The sequence below is a fragment of the Marinobacter salinus genome (genome assembly GCF_001854125.1).
Classification (GTDB): domain Bacteria; phylum Pseudomonadota; class Gammaproteobacteria; order Pseudomonadales; family Oleiphilaceae; genus Marinobacter; species Marinobacter salinus.
In genome coordinates this window covers 2,282,450-2,305,519 of record NZ_CP017715.1, presented here as the reverse complement: position 1 = coordinate 2,305,519, position 23,070 = coordinate 2,282,450, and the positions used below count along the sequence as shown (strand labels likewise).

The 23,070-nt window shown below is 56.0% G+C and carries 25 protein-coding genes; 10 read left to right on the top strand and 15 right to left on the bottom strand.

Annotated elements, in window-relative coordinates; translation table 11 throughout:
- Nucleotides 1-31: 31 nt before the first annotated feature.
- The 3 genes from BKP64_RS10560 to BKP64_RS10550 all read right to left on the bottom strand — a co-directional run bounded on the left by BKP64_RS10560 (nt 32) and on the right by BKP64_RS10550 (nt 2,739).
- The gene (locus BKP64_RS10560; RefSeq protein ID WP_070969543.1) at nt 32-1,417 is read right to left on the bottom strand and encodes a PhoH family protein; all 1,386 of its coding nucleotides are present in this window, start codon (nt 1,415-1,417) and stop codon (nt 32-34) included.
- Nucleotides 1,418-1,441: 24 nt separating this feature from the next.
- A complete protein-coding gene (locus BKP64_RS10555; protein ID WP_070969540.1) occupies nt 1,442-1,933 on the bottom strand; it encodes a CBS domain-containing protein in 492 nt (163 codons plus the stop codon).
- A gap of 68 nt (nt 1,934-2,001) precedes the next feature.
- On the bottom strand, nt 2,002-2,739 hold the full coding sequence (locus BKP64_RS10550) for an START domain-containing protein (RefSeq protein ID WP_070969539.1): 738 nt from the start codon (nt 2,737-2,739) through the stop codon (nt 2,002-2,004).
- 136 nt (nt 2,740-2,875) lie between these two features.
- On the opposite strand from BKP64_RS10550, the gene BKP64_RS10545 reads away from it, so the two are divergent.
- Nucleotides 2,876-3,883, top strand: a complete 1,008-nt coding sequence (locus BKP64_RS10545; RefSeq protein WP_070969536.1) for a DUF2804 domain-containing protein — start codon at nt 2,876-2,878, stop codon at nt 3,881-3,883.
- Between the two features lie 29 nt (nt 3,884-3,912).
- On the opposite strand, the gene minE is transcribed toward BKP64_RS10545, so the two are convergent.
- The 5 genes from minE to BKP64_RS10520 all read right to left on the bottom strand — a co-directional run bounded on the left by minE (nt 3,913) and on the right by BKP64_RS10520 (nt 6,471).
- Nucleotides 3,913-4,164, bottom strand: a complete 252-nt coding sequence (gene minE, locus BKP64_RS10540; RefSeq protein ID WP_070969534.1) for a cell division topological specificity factor MinE — start codon at nt 4,162-4,164, stop codon at nt 3,913-3,915.
- 3 nt (nt 4,165-4,167) lie between these two features.
- Nucleotides 4,168-4,980, bottom strand: a complete 813-nt coding sequence (gene minD / locus BKP64_RS10535) for a septum site-determining protein MinD (RefSeq protein ID WP_070969531.1) — start codon at nt 4,978-4,980, stop codon at nt 4,168-4,170.
- A 77-nt stretch (nt 4,981-5,057) separates the two neighbouring features.
- On the bottom strand, nt 5,058-5,816 hold the full coding sequence (minC, locus tag BKP64_RS10530) for a septum site-determining protein MinC (protein ID WP_070969528.1): 759 nt from the start codon (nt 5,814-5,816) through the stop codon (nt 5,058-5,060).
- The gene (locus BKP64_RS10525) at nt 5,813-6,193 is read right to left on the bottom strand and encodes a HopJ type III effector protein (RefSeq protein WP_070969526.1); all 381 of its coding nucleotides are present in this window, start codon (nt 6,191-6,193) and stop codon (nt 5,813-5,815) included. Before BKP64_RS10525 ends, minC begins: the two co-directional genes overlap by 4 nt.
- Nucleotides 6,193-6,471: a DUF1244 domain-containing protein gene (locus tag BKP64_RS10520; RefSeq protein ID WP_070969523.1), complete on the bottom strand. Its 279-nt coding sequence runs from the start codon at nt 6,469-6,471 to the stop codon at nt 6,193-6,195. Before BKP64_RS10520 ends, BKP64_RS10525 begins: the two co-directional genes overlap by 1 nt.
- 115 nt (nt 6,472-6,586) lie before the next feature.
- On the opposite strand from BKP64_RS10520, the gene dinB reads away from it, so the two are divergent.
- Nucleotides 6,587-7,651 carry a DNA polymerase IV gene (gene dinB / locus BKP64_RS10515; RefSeq protein ID WP_070969519.1) on the top strand — a complete coding sequence of 355 codons (1,065 nt, stop codon included), beginning with the start codon at nt 6,587-6,589 and terminating at the stop codon, nt 7,649-7,651.
- A 3-nt stretch (nt 7,652-7,654) separates the two neighbouring features.
- Here dinB and BKP64_RS10510 read toward each other — a convergent pair whose 3' ends face one another.
- Nucleotides 7,655-8,227: a phosphatase PAP2 family protein gene (locus tag BKP64_RS10510; protein ID WP_070969516.1), complete on the bottom strand. Its 573-nt coding sequence runs from the start codon at nt 8,225-8,227 to the stop codon at nt 7,655-7,657.
- Nucleotides 8,193-9,401 (bottom strand): glycosyltransferase family 4 protein, encoded by a 1,209-nt coding sequence (locus BKP64_RS10505; protein WP_070973648.1) that lies wholly within the window; start codon nt 9,399-9,401, stop codon nt 8,193-8,195. The genes BKP64_RS10510 and BKP64_RS10505 overlap by 35 nt, the downstream gene beginning before the upstream one ends.
- 125 nt (nt 9,402-9,526) lie before the next feature.
- Here BKP64_RS10505 and BKP64_RS10500 point away from each other — a divergent pair, with 125 nt between their 5' ends.
- The 4 genes from BKP64_RS10500 (at nt 9,527) to BKP64_RS10485 (ending at nt 13,932) form a co-directional block, all read left to right on the top strand.
- The gene (locus BKP64_RS10500; protein WP_070969513.1) at nt 9,527-10,564 is read left to right on the top strand and encodes an NADP(H)-dependent aldo-keto reductase; all 1,038 of its coding nucleotides are present in this window, start codon (nt 9,527-9,529) and stop codon (nt 10,562-10,564) included.
- Nucleotides 10,565-10,795: 231 nt separating this feature from the next.
- Entirely contained in the window at nt 10,796-11,119 is a 324-nt protein-coding gene (locus BKP64_RS10495) for an eIF2A family protein (protein ID WP_070969511.1), read from the top strand.
- A gap of 132 nt (nt 11,120-11,251) precedes the next feature.
- Nucleotides 11,252-13,462 (top strand): acetyl-CoA hydrolase/transferase C-terminal domain-containing protein, encoded by a 2,211-nt coding sequence (locus tag BKP64_RS10490; protein WP_070969507.1) that lies wholly within the window; start codon nt 11,252-11,254, stop codon nt 13,460-13,462.
- The gene (locus BKP64_RS10485; RefSeq protein ID WP_070969504.1) at nt 13,462-13,932 is read left to right on the top strand and encodes an FKBP-type peptidyl-prolyl cis-trans isomerase; all 471 of its coding nucleotides are present in this window, start codon (nt 13,462-13,464) and stop codon (nt 13,930-13,932) included. The genes BKP64_RS10490 and BKP64_RS10485 overlap by 1 nt, the downstream gene beginning before the upstream one ends.
- Here the strand turns inward: BKP64_RS10485 and BKP64_RS10480 are convergent.
- Both BKP64_RS10480 and BKP64_RS10475 read right to left on the bottom strand, forming a co-directional pair.
- On the bottom strand, nt 13,892-14,710 hold the full coding sequence (locus BKP64_RS10480) for a lysophospholipid acyltransferase family protein (protein WP_070969501.1): 819 nt from the start codon (nt 14,708-14,710) through the stop codon (nt 13,892-13,894). The genes BKP64_RS10485 and BKP64_RS10480 overlap by 41 nt on opposite strands.
- A gap of 25 nt (nt 14,711-14,735) precedes the next feature.
- Nucleotides 14,736-15,497, bottom strand: coding sequence for a GNAT family N-acetyltransferase (locus BKP64_RS10475; RefSeq protein ID WP_070969498.1), 762 nt, complete (start codon nt 15,495-15,497; stop codon nt 14,736-14,738).
- A 245-nt stretch (nt 15,498-15,742) separates the two neighbouring features.
- On the opposite strand from BKP64_RS10475, the gene BKP64_RS10470 reads away from it, so the two are divergent.
- The 3 genes from BKP64_RS10470 to glpK all read left to right on the top strand — a co-directional run bounded on the left by BKP64_RS10470 (nt 15,743) and on the right by glpK (nt 19,862).
- Nucleotides 15,743-16,480, top strand: coding sequence for a response regulator (locus BKP64_RS10470; RefSeq protein ID WP_070969495.1), 738 nt, complete (start codon nt 15,743-15,745; stop codon nt 16,478-16,480).
- Nucleotides 16,481-16,548: 68 nt separating this feature from the next.
- Nucleotides 16,549-18,123 (top strand): ATP-binding protein, encoded by a 1,575-nt coding sequence (locus tag BKP64_RS10465; protein ID WP_070969493.1) that lies wholly within the window; start codon nt 16,549-16,551, stop codon nt 18,121-18,123.
- 257 nt (nt 18,124-18,380) lie between these two features.
- On the top strand, nt 18,381-19,862 hold the full coding sequence (gene glpK / locus BKP64_RS10460; RefSeq protein WP_070969490.1) for a glycerol kinase GlpK: 1,482 nt from the start codon (nt 18,381-18,383) through the stop codon (nt 19,860-19,862).
- 7 nt (nt 19,863-19,869) lie between these two features.
- Here the strand turns inward: glpK and BKP64_RS10455 are convergent, their stop codons facing one another.
- A complete protein-coding gene (locus BKP64_RS10455; protein ID WP_070969488.1) occupies nt 19,870-20,943 on the bottom strand; it encodes an ABC transporter ATP-binding protein in 1,074 nt (357 codons plus the stop codon).
- A 4-nt stretch (nt 20,944-20,947) separates the two neighbouring features.
- Nucleotides 20,948-21,862 carry an ornithine carbamoyltransferase gene (argF, locus tag BKP64_RS10450; protein WP_070969486.1) on the bottom strand — a complete coding sequence of 305 codons (915 nt, stop codon included), beginning with the start codon at nt 21,860-21,862 and terminating at the stop codon, nt 20,948-20,950.
- Between the two features lie 224 nt (nt 21,863-22,086).
- Between argF and grxD the strand changes: the two genes are divergently transcribed.
- Nucleotides 22,087-22,413 (top strand): Grx4 family monothiol glutaredoxin, encoded by a 327-nt coding sequence (gene grxD, locus BKP64_RS10445; protein WP_070973647.1) that lies wholly within the window; start codon nt 22,087-22,089, stop codon nt 22,411-22,413.
- A gap of 9 nt (nt 22,414-22,422) precedes the next feature.
- Here the strand turns inward: grxD and BKP64_RS10440 are convergent, their stop codons facing one another.
- Nucleotides 22,423-23,058 carry an energy transducer TonB family protein gene (locus BKP64_RS10440; RefSeq protein ID WP_227515367.1) on the bottom strand — a complete coding sequence of 212 codons (636 nt, stop codon included), beginning with the start codon at nt 23,056-23,058 and terminating at the stop codon, nt 22,423-22,425.
- Nucleotides 23,059-23,070 lie beyond the last annotated feature (12 nt).

Below are 23,070 nucleotides of genomic sequence, written 5' to 3'. Positions count from 1 at the left end.
GGGGTTCTCACCCCGGTTTTTTGTGTCGGCATCAGAGGTTGGCTTCAGCGAATTCCGCCAGAACCGAACGTGGCACGCCCTGCAAGTGGATGTGCGCGCCATGCCGAAAGCTCTTGAAGCGTTCGGTCATGTAGGTCAGGCCGGAACTCAAGGCGCTCAGGTACGGTGTGTCGATCTGGGCCAGGTTGCCCAGACAGATTACCTTGGAGCCATTACCGGCTCGGGTAATGATGGTCTTGATCTGATGCGGGGTCAGGTTCTGGGACTCGTCAATGATGATCAGGCTGTGCTGGAAACTGCGCCCGCGGATATAGTTCATGGACTTGAAGTGCAACGGGACCTTGCTGAGGATGTAGTCAACGCTGGCGGTCATGTTCTCATCGTCCTCGTGGAGCGCTTCGAGGTTGTCGACAATAGCGCCCAGCCACGGCTCCATCTTCTCGGCTTCGGTCCCGGGCAGGAAGCCGATATCCTCGTCCAGTCCCTGGGTGGAGCGAGTCGCGATGATGCGCTTGTACAGCTTGCTGGCGACAGTCATCTCGATACAGGCGGCGAGGGCCAGAATGGTTTTACCGGACCCTGCGGAACCCGTCAGGTTAACCAGGTGGACGTCGGGATCCAGCAACAGGTTGAGGGCCAGGGCCTGATAGATATCCCGCGGCACGAGCCCCCACACTTCCTCGTTCATCAGATCGTGCTGATGCAGGTCCCGGATCACAATCTGGGTGTCCGAGAGATCTGAAACCTTTCCGACAAAACCTTGTTGATCAATGACAAACTCGTTGATGTTGAGCCTCGCCAGCTCACCCTCGCGCTTGAGGATGTGTTCGGTAATACCTTCCCGTTGTACGGTTTCGACTTTTTCAATGGTGTCCCAGAAGGAGTTTGGAAATTCCCGATAACCCTTGGGCAACAGGTCGATGTCATCAATCAGCTGATCGTTATGGTAGTCCTGTGCTTCAACCCCGAAGCCGCGCGCCTTGAGGCGCATGTTGATGTCCTTGCTCACCAGGATGATGTCCCGGGCTTTGTGCTTGTTCTGGAGGGCCGCCAGGGTATTGATGATCTTGTTGTCGTTCAGATGTTCGGGCAGTGAGTGGGAGTTCAAATGCTCCGTGCTCATCAAGATAAGCAGCTTGCCCAGGGGGGCTGCTTTATTTCCCCGAACGATGGGAACGCCTTTTTCGATGTCCTTGGGAGTTGCATCACCCAGCAGCTTGTCGATGTTGCGGATGGCCTGGCGACAATCCGCTGCCACCGCCTGTTTGCCGGATTTCAGGCTATCGAGTTCTTCGAGGACCGTCATCGGGATGATGACATCGTGTTCTTCAAAGTTCAGGAGGGCGTTGGGGTCGTGGATCAGGACGTTGGTGTCGAGGACATACATCTTTTTGCGAGCTTGCGGTGCTCTGGGCATAGGGGGCGCTACCTCTCTGGTGGCTCAGTCGTTTAGGGCGCAGCGTTGCGTGAGTTCCTTTTCCGAAATCAGTTTCAGCATATCGTAAGTTGTTATGATACCGGTAATTTTTGAGCCTTTCGTGACGAAGATCCGGTGCAGGTGCTCGCGCATCATGATATTGGCAATGTCGCGCACAGGGGTCTGTTCGTCAACCGATAAAACGCTGGGCGTCATAATGTCCCGGACTTCCACCGGGACCTTGCCCATTTCTTCGAAGATCACCATTCGCAGGCGGCGGGCTTCCTGCTCTTCTTCCGGGGTGAGCAGGGCGTCGGGTTCGGACCTGTTGGCGTTCCAGCGGAATTCGGTGATGTCTTTGAGTGTCGCAATCCCGACGATATCGCCGTTCTCATCGGTAACCGGGCTGCCGGTAATTTCGTTGTCTGTGAGAAATCGGGCGAGCCTGTCCATGGTCCAGGACTGAGGTACTGCCTTGATACTTGGAGTCATGATCTCGAATGCGAGAACCGTCATTTGGCTGGGCCTGTCTCTGGGGTTCCTTTTGCTAAAGCTTAACGCGTCCTCCGGGACACGTCATCCCCTCAGCCGTCTGAAAGGCGCACATCGATAAGGTGGCCATCCGCATCGTACACAAGTCTGAACCCCTGATAAGGTTCTGTTGCAGCAACCTTCTCAAGTGCCTGAAGCGAACGGACTGGAATGTCCACCAGTAACGAATTAACCAGCCAGCCGGGCAGCGCGCCATTGGGGTCGGTATGCTGAACCCAGATCATACGGGTTTGATCGCCCTCGGGGATAAAACGGTAAAGTGTGTCTGAACGGTCTACCCGGACACGGTTATCATTCTCGGCCCGCTGGTTAGGCGTCGCATTCAGATCCATAATGATTTCGCCGGACGTTTCGTCGCCATAGGTCCGGATTCGGAGCACGTAATCCCGGTCAGTCACCGGCCAGGGCATATCATTCACGGAATAGGCGTAACGGTCGTGAAAGCTGCCCTTGCCAAAGGCATAGGACTCGGTGCAGTTGTACACCCACTCAACACAGGACCGGGGGTTGACCATCACCGCCATCAGGTTTCCGATGGGTACATCCAGCAGCGCTACTGCTTTGAATGCCTTGAAACTGGATTGGTCCTGGTCGATTGTGTAAACGCGGATATTTTCTTCTTCCTTGTGCAGGCTCCAGCCTTCGGCATCCTCCGCGGGTAATTCTGCCCGTGCATTGGCCGCTGCGAGGGCGGTGACCAACAGGGCGCATATCGCGGCGCTGATGGCTGGGGCCCAGCCCGTAAAGCGGTGGGCTCCGGTCTTTCTCATAAGGTACACTTCCTTGACGATGGTGGCCGGAGTCTAGCATGAGGCTGTGACCAGCATGGCTGCGGAAGCAAGGGATTGTGAACCAGGTAACTCCTCGGGTGACCGGACCTGTTAATTCGCCTGAACTGACGAACCTATGACAATAAAAAAGCTGATCGACGAAAACGGGAAAATCTCCGCTGGCGTTATTGAGGAGCCTGTAGAGGAGATTAATTACCTGGACTATGACCTGAGAACGGTGATGGACCGGCCACGCTCACGCCTTGCGCGCCGGTGGCGTTTTAACCAGTTCCAGTTCGTGAGCGCTATGGGGCCGGGCTGGGTATTCGGCATGGCGCTTGTGGATCTGAACCTGGTCGGAAACGGTTTTTTCTATCTGTACGATTTTGAAACCGGCACGATGCTGGAGGAATCTTATCTCCGGCCATTCGCTTTTGGTACCGAGATTGAGCCCAGGCCTGAGCACGGCACGGCATCGTTCGACAAGGGTGAGGTTTCACTGCGAATCACTGCCGGGGTTGGTGGCCGTAATATCACCGTTTCTGCACCGGGAGGCATAAGGGTAGACCTGGAACTGAAAGGGGATAATGATCCTCTAAGGCTGGTCTGCCCTGCGGGTTATAATGGTTGGGTATTTACCCGGAAATCGGCCGGAATGTCGGTTGAGGGGGAAGTCCGCTGGAATCACCGGATCTGGCGCTGTGACGAGAATACCCGTGGCACGATCGACTGGACATGCGGTTTTATGCGCCGAGAGACAGCCTGGAACTGGGCCTGCCTGGCCGGCAAACTCGCTGACGGGCGCTCGCTGGGACTGAACCTGGCAGCGGGCGTGAACGAAACCGGGATGACGGAAAACGCGCTGTGGCTGGAGGGGCAGTGTATCAGGCTGGGCGCAGCCCGCTTCGTGTTTGATCGGTACCGCCCGGGCGGGGATTGGCACGTAAGCACGGAGGATGGGCGGGTCGATCTTCAGTTCGTACCCGCTGGCGTGCGAAAGGAAAAGCTGAATGTATTGGTGCTCGCGTCCAATTTCCGTCAGTTTGTCGGCACCTTCCGTGGACACGTTACGGACGAGGCGGGCAAAAAAATCCCCGTAGAGGGCCTACGGGGATTGATGGAAGATCATTTCGCTCGCTGGTAGGTCATGCCTGGCTGCCACCCGCTCCCTTGTCAGCGCTCCGGGAGGGTGACGTTCAGCTCGAGGACCGAGCAACTCTCGTTGCGGTCGACCTCCACCTGCACCATGTCGTCGCTGATCTGAACGTATTTGCGAATCACTTCCAGCAGCTCCTGCTGGAGTTGCGGCAGGTAGTCGGGTTGCTCGCGCTGACCGCGTTCGTGGGCCACGATGATCTGCAATCGTTCCTTGGCAACGCTTGCGGTGTTGGTTTTCTTGCCCTTGAAGTAGTCTAGGAAACTCATCCGTCAGCCTCCCTTGAACATCCGTGAGAAAAATCCTTTCTTCTGAGCGGTCATGAACCGGTGTTCCCGGTCTTCGCCCAGCAGTCGTGCGACCGCGTCGTCATAGGCCTGGCCGGCATCACTGTCTTCCTCCAGAATGACCGGAAGGCCCTGGTTGGAGGCGTTCAGTACCACCTGACTTTCGGGAATGACGCCCAGCAGGGGGATTGCGAGGATTTCTTCAACGTCACTGACCGAGAGCATTTCACCTTTCTCGACCCGACCAGGGTTGTAACGGGTCAGCAGCAGATGCTCCCTGACCGGGTCCTGTCCCATTTCCGCCCTGCGGGATTTACTCTGCAAAATGCCCAGAATCCGGTCGGAGTCCCGCACGGAAGATACTTCCGGGTTGGTGACAACAATGGCTTCGTCCGCGTAATACAGAGCCATTAGTGCTCCGTGCTCGATACCCGCGGGCGAGTCACAGACAATATAGTCGAAGGTTTCGGAAAGCTCATTGATGACCTTTTCGACGCCTTCTTTGGTGAGTGCTTCTTTCTCGCGGGTCTGAGAAGCGGGGAGTATGTACAGGGTATCAACCCGCTTGTCGCGGATGAGCGCCTGGTTAAGAGACGCCTCACCCTGGATGACGTTAACGAAGTCATAGACCACCCGTCGTTCACAGTTCATGATCAGGTCCAGGTTACGCAGACCTACGTCAAAATCGATCACAACGGTTTTGTGCCCGCGCTTGGCAAGGCCCGTGCTGATTGAGGCGCTGGTGGTGGTTTTGCCAACGCCGCCTTTTCCTGAGGTAACGACAATAATTCTAGCCAAGGTTACATTCCTGTTTCGCGGTGGATTCGTCGTGTCTGCCGAATTGTCCGGTCAATTTTTTGTGTTCAGGCTGAACATCAGGCCTTGTCCAGTGGTGTCACCACCAGCAGGTCATCCCTGAGCTGGATCTGCACAGCGCTTTTCCAGCCATTGTCCTGAAGATCTTCGGAGATTTTATAGTGTCCGGCGATGGACACAAGCTCTGCTTCAAGAGACTGGCAAAAGATTCGGGCGGATTCCGCGCCATGGATACCCGCAAGGGCCCGACCACGCAACGGCCCGTATACATGAATATTGCCAGCTGCCAGTACTTCAGCACCGGCTTGTACCGGTGCCAGGATAATGAGGTCTCCATCCGGCGCGTGAATCTGCTGGCCAGAGCGGACTGGTTGATTGATAACCTTTGCCGGTGCCGGCTCCTTGGTGCCTGTGGCTGCAGGCTGTTCTGCGGCAGATGTATTCTGAGGGGGCGCTGCTTCAACATCGGGCTCAGGTTCGCGCTGACGGTTGCCTGGAAGAAGGGCCAGCGCCGCGCCCCTTGCCAACCTGCGTTGGTCATCGTTGCCGCCACGAACACCCACCACATGGATATTGTGGCGGCGGCAGGTACCTATAATTTTGAAGAAATCCAGTTCGCTGTCGAGACCTTCGTATTTCTCCAGGCTGATGATGATAGGAATATCCTTGAAAAAACCCGGTGCCTGGCTGATCTTGTCCCTGAGAGTCTCTTCGAATTCCTCATTTTCAAAGTAGTAGAGTTCCAGCGCCGTCATTGAGACGCTGGCGCTTTTCAACTGAAACCCCTGTTTTACCCCGGAGGTGGCGGTATCGGTCATGAATGGTTCTCTTCCATGGTGTTGGGCGTTGAGCGCGGCCGCAGCGGCTCATCTTCAAATTTGATGCCAGACCAGCCGGTACTGATAAACTGACGAATATTGCCATGGCTGTCACCGGCCGGGTCATCCATAACCTGGGCATAATGCTGGGCAAAGAGCCTGAGCGTATCAGCCTCTGGCAAATTGCAATAGCGACCGAGGGCAAAGACCTTGCAGGAGCCTGCGTTTTCGCCGGCTTCATTGCGGAGCGGTCCGTTCTGGAAAGCGGTGGGCTGGTATTCAAAGTGGCGCTCAACAAGTGCCAGGGTGTCGTCGAAATCCCCATGCCCCGCCCCAAGTGCTGCCAGGTGAATCCGAACCGCCTCGTTCGCGTTCATTATTTATGGTCCTGCTTGGGGCCTGTCTGGTGAAGGGATTTCCACTCTTCGTAGGGCATACCATAGATCTCCTCCCGGGCATCCGGGTCCGAGATCTCAAAACCTCGTTGTTCGGCTTCCGCGCGATACCACTTGGACAGACAGTTGCGGCAGAAACCCGCCAGATTCATCAAGTCAATGTTCTGAACATCATTGTTGTCCCGCAGATGTTGCACGAGACGGCGAAAGGCTGCTGCTTCGATTTCGTTGCGGTCGGATTCGGGAATAGGGTTGCTCATAGGGCCTCGCGATGGTTTCCGGTCGTTGTCATTGGAGTTCCTGACATTCTCTGCATGTTAGCTTAAGATACAAGGCTGTATAAATGTACAGAAAGTTAACGTGAGCCCTTCGACTATGCCCCAGCGCAAGATAATCCATGTGGATTGTGACTGCTTCTATGCGGCGGTTGAAATGCGTGACGATCCCACCTTGCGGGATGTGCCTCTGGCAGTAGGCGGTGCCGGTGGTCGCGGAGTGGTCACCACCTGCAACTACAAGGCGCGGGCATTCGGTGTGCGATCGGCCATGCCGGGGAGTGAGGCGCGCAGGCTTTGCCCGGGGCTGGTAACGGTGCCGACGGACATGGCTCGTTACCGGACCGCGTCGCAACAGGTTATGACCATATTGCGGGAGCTGACGGATCTCGTGGAGCCGTTATCCCTGGATGAGGCCTTTCTGGACGTTTCTGATATCACCGATCACAAGGGCAGTGCGACGCTCATGGCCCGTTACCTGCGCGAGCGGGTCAAGCGGGAGGTCGGTATCACAATTTCAGCGGGTGTTGCTCCCAACAAGTTCCTTGCAAAGATTGCCAGCGACTGGGAAAAACCGGACGGCCTATTCGTTATCCGGCCGGAAGATGTGAGTGGTTTTATCCGTGGCTTGCCGGTGGAAAAACTGTTCGGGGTAGGACAGGTGACTGCGTCCAGGTTGCACCAGATGGGAGTGGATACCTGTGGGGACCTGCAGGCCGTCGGACCGGAAGTGTTGACGGACCGTTTCGGTAAACAGGGATATCGGCTCCATGAGATGGCCCACGGCCGGGACGAGCGTCCGGTTGTGGTCACCCGGATTGCCAAGTCGGTCAGCGTCGAGCGCACCTTCTCCCAGGACCTGCCTGACCGCTCTGCCTGTGAAACGGTTATGGCCTCGCTTGTGGCTGACCTCAATCTCCGGTTATCCAGAAAGGCTCGCCAGAAACCGATCCACAAACTGTTTATCAAGATCCGTTACAGTGATTTCTCGACCCACACCCTGGAGCGTGTCCGGGAACAGATCAAAGAGCCGGGTCTGGAGGATTATCTGCCGCTGTTCAAGGAGTTGGTCGGGGAGAAAGACCGGCCAGTGCGTCTGCTGGGCATGGGGGTGCGCTTCCGAAATGACGATGCGCCCGTCACTCAGCTGCGTCTTTTTGACTGAGGTCTAAATGGGGAACAGGTCCTTAAAACCACTGAACAGGTACAGGGTTGAAAGGAAACCCATCAGTCCGCCTATTAATGCACCAGCCGCGACGTCCGTCGGGTAGTGGAGGCCGAGCACAACACGGGAGGCGGCGACGCTAAGCGTAAATGGCAGGATCAGCAGTGCAAGGCCGGGCATGGAGATAAACAGCATGATCTGGAAACAGGCCGCGTGCAGGGTGTGTCCCGAGGGAAAGCTATAACGGTCCAGTGGCGGAATACCACAGTTGATTGAGGGAAACGAAATGAACGGTCGCTCCCGGATGAGCCGGCGCTTCAGGGCTTTGTAGGTCAGAGTGCAGGCCAGGCCGGTTAGTGTCATCAACAAGGCCAGCGCGGGGCCCTGTGACGGGTAAATAAAGGGGATGGTAAGGATCAGCGCATACCAGAACCAGCCATCGCCGAGTCGGCTCACCAGCTGAAAATAACCAAGCACGGGGCGAAACCTTGCTGCTCGGTTAACAGACTGGCAGAACGCGAATTCACGTTGGTCTACCAGTTCAAAGAAGCGAGATGCTTTGCTTGTTGATGGCATGGTATCCGGCCTTTGCAGGTTGGTTGAAAACCAGTTGCTCGAATTGTTCGATTTGTGAGTGCCAACTCAGGTCCAGGGCATCCAGTCGCGCCTGGGCGCGAATGCGGTTCAGAAGTGTGGGCTGGTCAGCCAGTCGGAGAGCGTTGTCCACAAACCCTTCGTCAGACTCCATGGCCGCTTTCATGCCATTTTCCTCATGGCGTATATGTTCACTGGCCGCCGCGTCGTTAAAGGCGACGACGGCCAGGCCACTTGCCATGGCCTCAAGGACAACGTTGCCGAAGGTGTCCGTCTTGCTGGGAAACAGGAACAGATCACCGGAGGCATAATGGCGGGCAAGGTCTTCTCCTCGCTGGGTGCCGCAGAAGATGTAGTCCGGATGCCGCTCGGCCAGGTGTTTACGCAGAGGGCCATCGCCGACCAGGATGAATCTGGTCTGCGGGTGCAGGCCCCGAATGCGTTCATAGCAGGCCACGGCCATGCGCAGGTTTTTCTCAGGCGCAAGACGTCCGACATAGAGCACGGCGCGTTCGTTGGCGTTTAGTCCCCACCGCTCTCTGAGCGACTCATCCCGTTTGTGCGGAGTAAAGCGGCTGCAGTCTACGCCGCGGCTCCAGAGGCCAGATGCGGGAATGCCCATCTCTGCGGTGGTCTTCTGCATTTTCCGGGTAGGAACGAGAGTGATGGCCGTGCGATTGTGGAACCACCTGCCATAAGCACACAGGAGCTTTTCCAGGATGCTCACACCGTAATACCGGCTGTATCGGTGAAAGTTGGTGTGGAACCCTGAGCTGACCGGCAGTCCCATCCGGCGGGCCGCCGAAACTGCCGCAAGGCCCAGTGGGCCTTGGGTCGCAACGTAAACGGCGTCCGGCCGGTCCGTCTTCCAAAGCTGTCGGAGTTTGCCGCTACGGGCCAGTCCGAAACGCAGGTCGGCGTAACCGGGCAGGGGTAGGCCGGTAACGACATGTTCCTGTGTAAAGAGCGCATCTCCGGCGCTGGCGACGGCACCTTCTCTCTCATGGCGCTGGCGCGGACGTATAACGGTGACACGGTATCCGCGCTGCATCAGCCCCTGGCATAGGTGCCGCAGGGTGTTTGCCACGCCATTGATTTCCGGCGGAAAAGTCTCGGAAACAATGGTAATGTGTTGGTGGCGCCGGTTGGCCTGCATGGTCTCGGTCACGGTGTTTCCTGTGGTTCCTTTGACATGCCCCTACTATGAAAACGGGTTATGACAGTTATGCGACACATCCGTGACATTCCCTTTACCTGTGCAAAATTTGATACGGAGACAATATGCAAACGCGAAAGCTGGGAAATACCGACATTGATGTCAGTCTGATCTGCCTGGGCACGATGACCTGGGGTGAGCAAAACACCGAGCAGGAAGCTTTTGAGCAACTGGATTATGCAACGTCCCGAGGCGTGAACTTTATTGATGCCGCAGAGATGTATCCGGTACCACCGAAGGCCGAAACCCAGGGACTCACTGAAACCTATCTGGGTAATTGGCTGGCTAATCGTGGCCGGAGGGACGATCTGGTTATCGCCTCCAAGGTGGCAGGGCCGGGCAACGGACTAAGTTACCTCCGCAATGGCCCCCGATTGACACGGTCGCATATTCGCCAGGCTTGTGATGACAGTCTCAAGAGGCTTCAAACCGACTATATCGATCTGTACCAGGTGCATTGGCCGGATCGCAATGCCAACTTTTTTGGCAAGCTTGCGTATGAGCATAATCCGGACGAGGCATTTACGCCGATTGAGGAGACGCTGGCTGCGCTCACTGAACTGGTAAAAGAAGGCAAGGTTCGACATATAGGCCTGTCCAACGAGACGCCCTGGGGAACCATGGAGTATCTGCGGCTGGCCCGCGAAATGGGTTGGTCTCGTGTGGTGAGTGTCCAGAACCCCTATAACCTTCTGAACCGCTCGTTTGAGGTGGGGATGGCGGAGATTGCACATCGCGAGCACGCCGGGCTGCTGGCCTATTCACCACTTGCTTTTGGCATGCTTTCGGGTAAGTACCTGGGCGACAAGTGGCCAGAGAAGGGCCGTTTGACACTGTATGAGCGATTCAGCCGTTATACCAGCGAGCGCGCCGCCGACGCCACCAGGGCCTATGTTGAGTTGGCCCGCAAGCACGAGCTCTCGCCGGTCCAGATGGCGCTGGCATACGTGAACAGTCGCAGCTTTGTGACCAGCAACATTGTTGGTGCAACGACCATGGATCAGCTGCGCGAAAACATGGGCTCGGCGGATCTGGCTTTGAGTGCTGAAGTGGTGGACGCTATCGATGCGATTCATCAGGAGTTCACCTATCCCTGTCCCTGAGGTTTGAGGACTTTACGGCGCACCGCCAGTCGCGAGGGCTGGCGGGTTGTCCTGCCCGCCGGATTACAAACTGAAACGTCCGGGATTATTATTTGACAAAAAGCTGGTCATCCAGCGACAAAAAAACGGCGCATATGTGTGCGGATTCACATCTTTTCCCGCTTTGATCATTAGACTTTAGCCATAGGTATCCGTAAAATCCTGCTCCGGTTAAAGGGTCTTTGAAGTGTCATGATTATTCGCATCTTTGTCGTATTGCTCGCTCTCAACATGGTCGCTTTCGTTGTTCGCGCCGAAGCCGCCGAGCACGTGTTTGCTGGCATGGGCGAAACCATCACGACTGAAGATCTCTACGAACTGCAGGAGCGGATGTCCGGAGACTTCGAAGACGACAGCTCTGACGCTTTCAGTGCAATCGGTTCGCGTCTTCTGACGCTGACTCTGTCCCGTTCGGATAAAGGTGGCAAACATTACGCGTCCGAACCTGCCCAGCCCGATCACGGTATTGCCCTTCTCAACGAAGGCGCCTGTCTCAACCTGAAGTGGAATTTCTGACTCCCTTTCAGTCCTCGTATTTCCTCTCTGTTATAACCTCTCTGATTCATGACATGGCGCATTGCCAGTGCACTTGTGTCGTGTGATCATCGACCGCATTGATAGCCAGAAAGACCAATAAGGAGCTTGGTAATGGCAGTACGAAGTGGTCGTCGGATAAATGATGCGGACGCGTGTGTCGACGAGGTCATTCGTCGCGTTGGAAAGACCATCAGGCTTGGGTTGCCGCTGGGGCTGGGAAAGCCGGTCCGGTTCGTCAACGCCTTATACCAGCGGGCCAAGGATGATCCTGAGATTGAGCTTCACATAGTCACTGCTCTGTCGCTGCTGGCTCCCAAGGGAGGGTCGTCACTTGAAAAGCGTTTCATGGGCCCCTTTGTCGAGCGGCTCTACGGTCGGATTCCTGAGCTGGCTTACGCTCGTGATGTATCGGGCAACCGCCTTCCGAAAAACGTCGTGGTTTCGGAGTTCTTTTTTAAGGCGGGCAGCTATCTGAACAATACGTCACAGCAGCGCCATTACGTGAGCAGCAATTACACGCACGCCGTTCGCGATCTGATGGGGCAGGGGATCAATGTTGTTGCGCAGTTGGTGTCTCCGGGGGATGAGGTCAGCCAGCCCGGCCTGATCAGCCTCAGCTGCAACCCCGATCTTTCCCTGGACTTGTTGCCGCTCATGCGGGAGCGTGAAGCCGAGGGTACACCGGTTGCTCTCGTTGCCGAGCTGAACCGCAATCTGCCCTTCATGGGCCATCACGCTGCAATCGAGGAAAATCGCTTTGATGTGGTGTTTGACCAGTCGGCCACGGATCATCCGCTTTTCTCCGCCCCGCAAATGGCGGTTAGCCCCGAGGACCACCTGATTGGCTTTTATGCCAGCGCCTTGTTAAAGGACGGCGGCACTCTGCAGGTGGGCATCGGCTCGTTGGGTGCGGCGCTGGTCCACAGTGCCATTCTTCGTCACCAGAAAAATGATGCCTGGCGCACGGTTTATGATCACTTGAAGGTTGAGGAGCATTTCCCGCTGGTAAAAACAGAAGGGGGGGCTGGCCCTTTCGAGAAGGGGCTCTATGGTTGCAGTGAGATGATGGTCGATGGTTTTCTTTACCTGATGCAGGAGGGCATTCTGCGCCGGGCAGTGTATGACCATGCAGAGCTCCAGTCACTGATTAACGAAGCAGTGATTGATGAACATGTCTCGCTGGACATGCTGGATGTGTTGCGGAAGGAAAAACTGATAGATTCTCCGCTTCGCGCCCGGGATGTCAGTTGGCTTGCGCGTTTCGGAATTCTAAAGCCGGCGGTCGAGTTCAAAGGTGGTCGATTACGGATCGGCGAGCATTCGTTCGAGGGGGACCTGGACAGTTCGGAGGCAAGAGAGGCGATTGAAACCCTGGCTCTGGGAGACAGGTTAACCGGCGGTATTGTTATGCACGGTGGTTTCTACGTTGGTCCTGAACAGTTCTATCAGGCTCTGCGGGACCTCACAGATGAGCAGCGTGACCAGATCTGCATGACCAGCGTCAATTTCATTAATCAGCTTTACGACCATCCGTTTGGCGACCAGCGCCTGAAAGTATCGCAGCGGGTGCATGGCCGGTTCGTCAACTCGGCAATGATGTACACACTCAATGGTGCTGCGGTATCGGATGGGCTGGACGATGGCCGGGTAGTCAGTGGGGTGGGTGGGCAGTATAACTTTGTTGCCATGGCCCATGAGTTGCCGGGAGCGCGATCCATACTGACCATGCGGGCGACGCACACTTCTGGCGGCAAGACCCTGTCAAATATTGTATTTAATTACGCCCATTGTACGATTCCCCGACACCTGCGCGACATCGTCATTACCGAATACGGCATTGCAGACCTTCGGGGGCAGTGTGATGAACAGGTGTACCTGCGCCTGATCCGTATTGCGGATTCCCGTTTCCAGCAGGAACTGCTCAAACAGGCGCAAAAGGCCGGCAAAGTGGACCCCGCGTTCAGATTACCGGCGGACTGGTGCAATAATAATCCCGAAGCGATTCGCCGGACTGTCTCCGTTACCGGAGACAGTGAGCTGTTTCCGGCATTCCCGTTTGGTCGCGACTTCACTGATGAGGAACTTAAGTTAGGGAAAGCCCTTAAAACCCTTAAGGCCGCAACAGCTACCCGCCGTGGTAAACTGTCGACTTTGTGGCAGGCCGTCCGGGCCCGGGACGATGAAGGCCATTACGGTGCGTTACTCGAACGTATGGGCCTGAGCAATCCCTCGGGGCTTCGGGAGAAGCTGGACCAACGGCTCGTGATTCACGGTCTGCAAATGCTCGATACACCTCCGGATACAGGAAACCCTAAAGCCTGATGGATGCTTCAAAAGCAAAACCTGACGTTTTTACCGTTCATTACGTACTGAAGAACAAGATTGGAGAGCTCGTTGATACCTCAGAGGGTAGCGAGCCGCTGCATTTTGTCTACGGCAGCCCGGAAATCATCGAGGGCATTCAAAAAGCCGTGAAAGACCGGAATGTAGGCGATTGTCTTGAGGTCACTGTGCCTCCGGCCCTGGCCTACGGTGAGCATAACCCGGAACTGATTCGTAAAGTGCCTCGCTCAATGTTTGAGGGTATTGAGAACCTGCAGGTTGGCATGAAGTTCCAGACCAATACCGGCGACGAGGCGCAGGTCGTGCAGGTTGTGGGCATTGATGGCAACCTGGTCAGGGTTGATGCGAATCATCCTCTTGCGGGCTTCACCCTGTATTTTGATCTCGAAATTGTTGGCCGGCGCGAAGCTACCGAGGATGAGGTAGCTCAGGGGCGGCCGCTGTTCTGATCGGAGGAACGTCCGGTTGGTCAAATTCCTGTCCATGAATCCGTGCCAGCCCCTCCGTTACAATGGTCTGCAGTTGCCCGGCGAGCTCTCCGGTGCGGGTGGCTGACGTTACCGGCAGCGGAGGGTGGAAAAGCACGTCTATCCTTGCTGGCGGCTGCTTCAGCATTGCTATCAAGTGAGTGTGGAATTCATCGTTTCTGATAAACGGGCTCAGATGGTCAGGGCACCCGTTTCTGCGGTAACTGATGGTGATCGGCTGAACCGGAAGGCCTGAATCTGCAGCTGCGCCCAGGAGCAACCCGTGGAACGGCAGTACGGTCAAGCCTGCGCTGGTTGTGCCTTCCGGAAAGACAAGTACCGATTCACCGCCTTTCAGTTTTTCCGAGATGTCTTTTCGGATCCGTCTTGCCTGACCTCCTCCACGCTTTATGAACAGGGTTCCGGCCTGTTGGGCCAGCCAGCCTATTACGGGCCACTGACCAACTTCGGCTTTAGACAGGAAACGTATCGGTGTAAGGCTGCCGAGAATGGGAATGTCTGACCAGCTGATGTGGTTGCTCGCATAAAGCACGTTGTGCTCTGGTGGAGCGCCATGAACGTGAATGTCCAGGCCAAGGCAGCGGCAAGCCCAGCGGAAGCAGGCGCGAGCCCAGGGTGTGCGGTCAATCTGCTTGCGAGTCAGAAAATCGGCAATCAGGAGCGTTGCGGCCAACATGACTGTCGCTGCCAGAAACAGCCCAAATGCCGTTAATCTGAATGTCAGTCTGAACCATGCCATAACTGGCCTCCGTGAACCGTTCTCTTCAGGCTACCTTACCCATGAAATGGCGGCTGTAACGGGCGGCCAGCTTGTTCACTTCCAGAAGAACCAGCAAATCTGCACAGCGGAATTCCGGATCCCAACAGGGTTGCCCGCAAACCCTGGCGCCGAGCCGCATGTAAGCTTTGATCAGCGGAGGGACATCCACGGGGCGCTCAGTTTCAGGGATGCGGGTCAGGTGCGGCAGTTCCCGCCGGGGGGTTACGCGGAATTGTTCTTCGGCCAGGTAGTCCCGTTGGAGCTGGTTGGCAATGCGCCATGCCTTGAGGCCGCCATCAGACATACTGATACTCGCACAACCGATCAGGTAGTCCACCTGGTGTTCGACCAGATACTCAGCTACCGCAGACCATAAAAGGCTGATCGTCGCGCCATTCCGGTATTCCGGATGAACGCAGGTCCGCCCGAGCTCGGCTACGGCGCCGGTCACGTTGCCGAAAGCCGTTAGATCAAACTCACCCGCGGAATAGAAGGTGCCATTAGAGCCCAGGTCAGCCTGGTGCAGGATCCGTGTGGTCGCCACCAGTTCGCCGCTGTCGCTGTCGGTAACAACCAGGTGGTCACACACGTTATCAAAGGTGTCTGCATCAATCCCGGGCACTTCTGCCCCGAGATCACTTCCATACTCCTCTGAGAATACCCGGTAGCGCAGACGCTGAGCTTCTTCGATCAGGGATGGGCAGCGGGTGATGTCGGTTTTCAATCGGCGGGCGCTGCGCCGGGCTCTCACAGTTTGTGCGGTCATGGCTTGGTCTCTTTTGTTTCCATTTCCCGACAAGCCTATGAAGCCGGTATGACACAGAAGTGACCGAGTGGTGACGTGTCTGTGACATCGTGCAGCATTTGGGGCCAGTTCCGACGTTTGTCACAGGCTGTAACAGAGAGACGGTTCCATGTATATTTCTGAATAGCATGTATAATTGCTGTTACAGCAGGTTGCCTGTATCGTCAGGAGCAGAGTTACCTCAAACCGGAATAACAAAACCAGAGATGGATGGCGTGGAACAGACAAACGAAAGTTGGCGAATTCTCATTGTCGAGGATGACGAGCGGCTGGCAGAACTGACCCGTGAATACCTGGAAAGCAACGGGCTGCAAGTTTCCCTCGAAACCCATGGTGGTTCCGCAGTTGAACGCATTCGGAACGAGCAGCCGGACCTGGTGGTTCTGGATCTGATGTTGCCAGGCGAAGACGGCTTGTCAATTTGTCGCCGGGTGCGTCCGTTTTATTCCGGTCCCATCATTATGCTGACCGCTCGGACCGATGACCTTGATCAGGTGCTTGGCCTTGAGATGGGGGCGGATGATTACATCGGCAAGCCCGTAAAGCCCAGAGTTCTGCTGGCTCGAATTCGTGCCATGCTCCGCCGCGTTACGGAAGCTGCACAGAGTGGTGGCGAGGAAGTAAATGGTGAAGAGCCTGTTCGATTGCAGTTCAACGACCTGGTTGTGGATCGTTCGATGCGGGAAGCCTGGTTGAGTGATGAAAGCATTGACCTCACCAGTGCAGAGTTTGACTTGCTCTGGTTGCTTGCCAGCAATGCCGGGCGGGTCCTCAGCCGGGAAGAGATTTTCACGGCTCTGCGCGGCATCGAATATGATGGTCAGGACCGCTCGATTGATGTCCGGGTATCGCGGATCCGACCAAAGATTGGCGATGATCCCATTCACCCCCGCCGTATCAAGACGGTTCGTAGCAAGGGCTACCTTTTCGTTAAGGAAGCCTGACGCTTTAGCCTCTGGAGCCGGCGTGATCGACTGATCTTTCGCCGGCATTCTCTGCCAGGGTTTATGACATGCCCCTGAAGTTTTTCCTAAAGCTCTATGCCCGTCTTGCTGGCCTGACTGCGCTGGTCATTCTGCTTTGCGTGCTCCTGTTCGCCGGGGTTAACTCGGTCAGGTCGCAATTCTGGCATGAACGTTTTCCCGAACCTCTGATGCGCTGGCTCGCCGCCGATTCTGCCCCGGTTGAGCATTACCACTGGCTTGCCTCACTTTATGACTTCCGGATTTTGCATGCGGGTGAGCTTGGTCTCTCCCCGGTAATCCTGGAGCGCCTTGGGTATGGTCAGGTGGTCGCCCAGGAGGGCCGGACCGGTTATCGAATGCTGATTGCAAATTATTCCGGCCAGGTGATTCAGCTGCGATTTGACGAACCGTATCGGGATGTCGCGGAGGCTATAGCGCTGATCTTTCGCTGGCACATGGACGCGTCTGCGCCCGAGGAGCGAGACAGAATTGCTTCCCGACTGTCTGACTCTTTCGATCTGACGATTCGACGCATTGATGAGTTATCGGTTCTGCCTGTCAACGAGGTGCTTGATCAAGTTGTTGACCGGGGAGCGGTTTTTTACCGGGATGATGTCGCCGCGGACGGGCATGTTCTGGTGCAACTTGCCGATGGCGAGCTCTACCGGATCGACATGCCGCCGCCCTTTGATTCGTGGTCCTGGCCCGTCATCCTCCTTCTGGTGGTTGTGCTGGGTGGCGTATTGGCAGTAGCCCTGTTTGTCGCGCTTCGGGAGGTGGACAATAACCTTCGCTCAGTGGAATCAGTGGCTGTGCGCATTGCACGGGGGGAAATGGGGGCTCGGGTCGGTGGCGGCACAGGAACCCTGATTTCCCGTCTGGCGGTATCCTTCAATGGCATGGCTGAGCATATCCAGCGGCTGGTCCAGGTGCAGCGGGAAATGATTCACGCGGTTTCCCATGAGTTGCGCACCCCCGTAGCCCGGATTCGCTTTGGTGTACAGATGATTGAGGATTGTCAGGATCAGGCCAGCCTGCAGAAGCAGCTTGACGGTATTGATGGAGATATTCAGGAGCTTGACGAGTTGATCGATGAAATCCTGACTTACGCGAGGCTGGAGCAGGGCGGTCCGGTCTTTTCGTTGAGGGAGGCATCGGTCACCGATCTTGTTCGTCAGGTAGTCTCCGAGCAGCAGATCATTCGCCCGGCATTGAACATTGATGCGGATATTGAGGAAGATTCGGAGCAGTGGGCAATGTCGGACGTGGAGCCTCGATACATTCACCGCGCAATTCAGAACCTGGTGGGTAACGCGGCCAGGTATGCATCGGGCCGGGTAGTGGTGCACTGCCATATTGATGAAGACAACTGCCGCATTGATGTGGAGGATGATGGCCCGGGTATTCCCGAACAGGATTGGGAGAAGGTGTTCACGGCTTTTGCCCGACTGGATGACAGTCGTACCCGCACGTCCGGTGGTTACGGGCTGGGCTTGTCCATCGTTCGACGGATCCTGTACTGGCACGGTGGCCAGGCTTTTGTGGGACGCAGTGATGCGCTTGGTGGCGCCCGGTTCAGTCTGGTATGGCCTCGTAAAAAGCCGGTGGAAGTTATTTTGTGAACTATGCCCGTAAGCCTAACCAGATGTAACAAAGCTGCTACAGAACCGCTACTGAATTCCGGTCCGGGCTTGGCAATAATAGAAAACGTAAGGGATGACTTTTGAGGTTGTAGTTCTTACGAACTTTCCTTGTTTCATTCGTCATTTGAGGGCCGGTTTTCCGGCCCTTTTTTTTGCCTTTCTGCTATTTTTTGCCCTGTTCGCTCTTTCTGCTTTGTTTCTACTGCTAAAATCCGGCAAAACAACCGGAGACCATCATGACCCGCTATCTGCTTGCCATTGATCAGGGGACCACCAGTTCCCGAGCCATTGTTTTTGACGAGTCCGGCAGTAGCATTGCTGTCGACCAACAGGAGTTTCATCAGTATTTCCCGCAGGATGGCTGGGTAGAACACGATGCCCTTGAGATCTGGGATAGCACTTTGTCGGTTTGCCGAAGAGCCCTTGAAAAGGCCGGTATAGAGGCGGTCGAACTTTCCGGTATCGGGATTACCAATCAGCGTGAAACCACGGTGATATGGGAAAGGAGCAGTGGCAAGCCCATTCATCATGCCATCGTCTGGCAAGACAGACGCACGGCTTCGCTGTGTACCAAGCTCAAGGCTGATGGCTATGAAGACTCGGTGGTGGAACGGACCGGGCTGCTGATCGATCCTTACTTTTCAGCGACCAAAATTGCCTGGATACTGGATAATGTTGAGGGTGCCAGGGGGCGGGCCGAGGCCGGTGAGCTCGCTTTTGGTACCGTCGACAGCTGGCTGTTGTGGAACCTTACCGGTGGCGAGTCCCATTACACGGATGCGACCAATGCCTCCCGAACAGCCCTGTTCAATATTCACGAGCAGGATTGGGATGAAACGCTTTTGGCTCTGTTCCGTGTCCCTCGTTCGTTACTGCCAGACGTGCTCGATAGTGCGGCTGATTTTGGTACAACACAGCCGGAATGGCTGGGCGCACCGGTGTTGGTTGCGGGGATTGCAGGTGATCAACATGCCGCTCTGATTGGTCAGGCCTGCTTTAAGCCCGGCATGGCCAAAAGTACATACGGTACCGGGTGCTTCCTGATTCTCAATACCGGCGACCATGCCCTCCGGTCCGAGAACCGACTGCTTACCACGATGGCTTATCGTCTGAATGGCAAGCCCAGTTACGCGATGGAGGGCAGCATTTTTGTCGCCGGCGCCGCCATGCAGTGGCTCAGAGACGGGCTGGGGCTGATTGAGCACGCCAACGAATCATCCGCTCATGCTGAAAGTGTGGGTGTCGACAATCCGGTGTATCTGGTGCCTGCGTTCACCGGTCTGGGCGCCCCCCATTGGGACCCTCATGCCCGTGGCGCCATTATGGGGCTGACACGAGATACCGGGATCGCTGAAATCGTGACCGCAGGCCTGCAATCGGTTTGTTATCAGACCAAGGATCTGGTGCGTGCCATCCAGAATGACGGTGCCCGCCTTGAGTCTTTGCGGGTCGACGGTGGCATGGTTATCAATGACTGGTTGATGCAGTTTCTCGCCGATATTCTCAATGTTACGGTCGACCGCCCCAGAGTGACCGAAACAACTGCACTGGGAGCCGCCTACCTCGCGGGGTTGCAAACGGGTGTCTTTGAGAGCCTTGAGCAGATTTCAAAGCTTTGGGAATGTGAACGACAGTTCCACCCCGCCATGGGTCCCGCACTGAGAGAGTCTCTTTATGCGGGCTGGCTTGATGCAGTGGAGCGCATCTGCAACAACTGACCCGGGATCAGGCAGTGCGCTCGAAAGCAATCAGGTGGTCCGCTTCAACACGCACGGGCACTGTCTCGCCGAGATGGAAGTCCAGATGGCTTCGGAACAGAGCTTCAAACTCGGTCTCTTCTGAGCAGCGAAACCGATAGAGGGTCGAGGTGCCCGCAAACGTTTTCTCAACCACTTTTGGGCGGAGATCGGAGTCCGGATCGTAAATGATGTCATCGGGCCGGATCAGTACATCAACCAATGTTCCGGGTGACCACCTGTAAGCCCGGTTGCCGTGAATGACCCCGAGCTCCGATTCAATCGTGTCAGGGCCCAGGGCCTTGCCCGGTACAAAGCCACCCTGGCCAACAAAGCTTGCAACGAAGCGGTTTGAAGGTTCGTGGTAAAGGTTATAGGGGACATCCCACTGCTGGATCTGTCCATCCTTGAGCACGGCGACCTGGTCGCACATGGCAAAGGCTTCCTGCTGATCGTGGGTTACAAGAATCGCACTGATGCCGAGGGTTTTCAGAATTTCCCGAACATCCAGGCTGAGCCTGCGACGCAGATCGGCATCGAGATTTGAAAAAGGTTCATCCAGCAGGATCAGTGTCGGTTCGGGGGCCAGTGCTCGTGCCAATGCAACCCGTTGCTGCTGGCCACCGGAAAGCTCGTGCGGGTAGTTGTTGGCAAGATCCTGAAGATGTACCACGTTCAGCAGTTCCATTACCTTCTGGTGCTTGTCCGCGCCGGACATCTTTCGAAGCCCGAAACCGACGTTGTCGGCAATAGTCAGATGTGGGAACAGCGCGTAGTCCTGAAAAACCATGCCTATCCGGCGTTTTTCAGGAGCAAGGGTGCGGCCAGGCAAACTGATGGCTTGGGACTGGAGGCAAATCTCGCCACTGTTAAGTGGCAGAAAACCTGCGAGGGCCCGGAGTATGGTGCTCTTGCCGCAGCCGCTGGGGCCGAGCAGGCAGCCGATGTCACCATGGCTGAGTGCGAAACTGACATCCCGAACCACGGAGTCCCCACCATAGCCACAAGACAGGTTGTTGACCTCCAGCAGCCAGTCTGTCGGAGCGATTAGGGGTCTGCTCATGGGCTCAGTCCAGGCGGTTCAGAATCAGGAATTCCAGCAAAGCCTTTTGGGCATGCAGGCGATTTTCCGCTTCGTCCCAGACCACGGACCCCGGGTGCTCCATCATGTCGACGGATATCTCCTCGCCTCGGTGGGCGGGCAGGCAGTGCATGAAAAGGGCGCCCTTGTCTGCGACGGACATTAGCTCCGGGTTAATCTGGTAGCTCCGGAACGCTTGTTCGCGTGCTTTTTGTTCGTCTTCCTGTCCCATGGACGCCCATACATCGGTTACCAGCAGGTTGGCGTTGCGCGCTGCCTCTGACGGGTCGCGGAAAACGGTAACCCGGTCTTCGTGTTCTGAAAGCAGTGACTGGTCGGGTTCGTAGCCTTCGGGACAAGCGATATTAAGGTGGAAATCGAATTGCGTGGCAGCGTTTATGTAAGAGTGGCACATGTTGTTGCCATCGCCGACCCAGGTCACCGTCGCGCCGCGGATGCTGCCGCGATGCTCGCGGTATGTTTGCATATCGGCAAGCAGTTGGCAGGGGTGGAAATCATCGGTCAGGGCGTTGATCACGGGGACCCGGGATGCGCTGGCAAACCGTTCAACAGTTTTGTGGGCAAAAGTTCGTATCATGACCGCATCTACCATGCTTGAGATCACGATAGCTGAGTCTTCCACGGGCTCACCACGGCCAAGCTGCGTATCCCGCGGAGACAGGAACAAGGCCGAGCCCCCCATCTGGGTCATGCCGGCTTCGAACGATACCCGAGTCCGGGTTGACGACTTTTCGAAGATCATTGCCAGCACGCGATTCTTCAGTGAATCCCGCACCTTACCTTGCCGCCATTCGTTGCGGAGCCTGGTTGCATGATCCACCAGGCTCTCAAGCTCCGTGGTTGTCATGTCGTTCAATGTCAGAAAGTGTCTTGCCGCCATGCAGTGGCCCTTATATTAACGAAACCCGGGTGAGCGGGGCTGCCTGAAAATCGCTGGAAAAAACGGGGCATCAAGTCTAGCCCTTCAGAGCAGGGATGACAACGCTGGGGGAGCGGGCTGGCGTGCCCTGAATCTGTTGTTTGGTGCGGTGTTCAAGGGACGTGTACAATAAGGAAAAGTTAAGTGCCCCAGGCAATTTTGTTTTCTATCAGAGGTGAATGTTCATGGACATTAACGAAACCATCAAGAGCCAGCTCAATGATAATCCGGTTATCCTCTACATGAAGGGTAGTCCTCAGGCTCCGCAGTGTGGATTCTCAGCTAAAACCGTTCAGGCGCTGATGGCTTGTGGCGAGCGTTTTGCATTCGTCAATATTCTGGATAATCAGGAGCTGCGCGAAGCGCTTAAGGTCTATTCCAGCTGGCCAACCTACCCACAGCTGTATATCAACGGTGAGCTTGTTGGTGGTTGCGACATCATTCTGGAAATGTCCGAGAGCGGCGAACTGGCTAAAATGGTGAAAGAGGCTGCGAAACAGGCTGAAGCCTGATTTTCAGCGTCAAAGCCGTTTCGGGGAAAACACCAGTTCAACCTCGAAACGGTTTTGGTTTTCCTTGTCGGTGGGAGGCTCTGGATACGGGCTGGCGGCAAGAGAAGCGCGGTATGCTGCATCATCTATCCCCTCAATGCCCGTCGATTTAAGAATTCGAGACCGTGTCAGGGCGCCATTGTCCAGTAGCTGAAGCTGTATCTCCATTCTTGCGGTCTGATCAAGCCGGCTTATTGCGGGCACTCGCAGTTTCTCCAGTTCCCGTCCAAGATGCACCGCCAGTCTAACCAGGTAGGGATCCTGCTCTGTGGGGGATTCTGTGATTTGGGTCAGGGCTTCTTTGGGTTGCACCTCGGCCAACGTATTCTGGCTGCCCGATTTTGACGCAGGTGTATGGGGATTGCTGGCTGTGGGTGTTGTTGGCGACGGCTTCGCTGGAGGCTGTCTTGCGGGTTCAGGGGGGGGTGGCTCTTGTTCAGTGGCACGCATCTCCGAAGAGCCTGCAATAACCTTTGAGCCAGAGGAAGGAGCCCCCGCCGGCGCTATCTCAAACCGGGGATTACGAATTTCGATCTTTTCCGGGGTGGGTGCGGGAGCGATTGTCTGGCTTGCAACGGTTCCGGGAGGAATCAGCTCCAAGCGCATGCTTTGACGGGT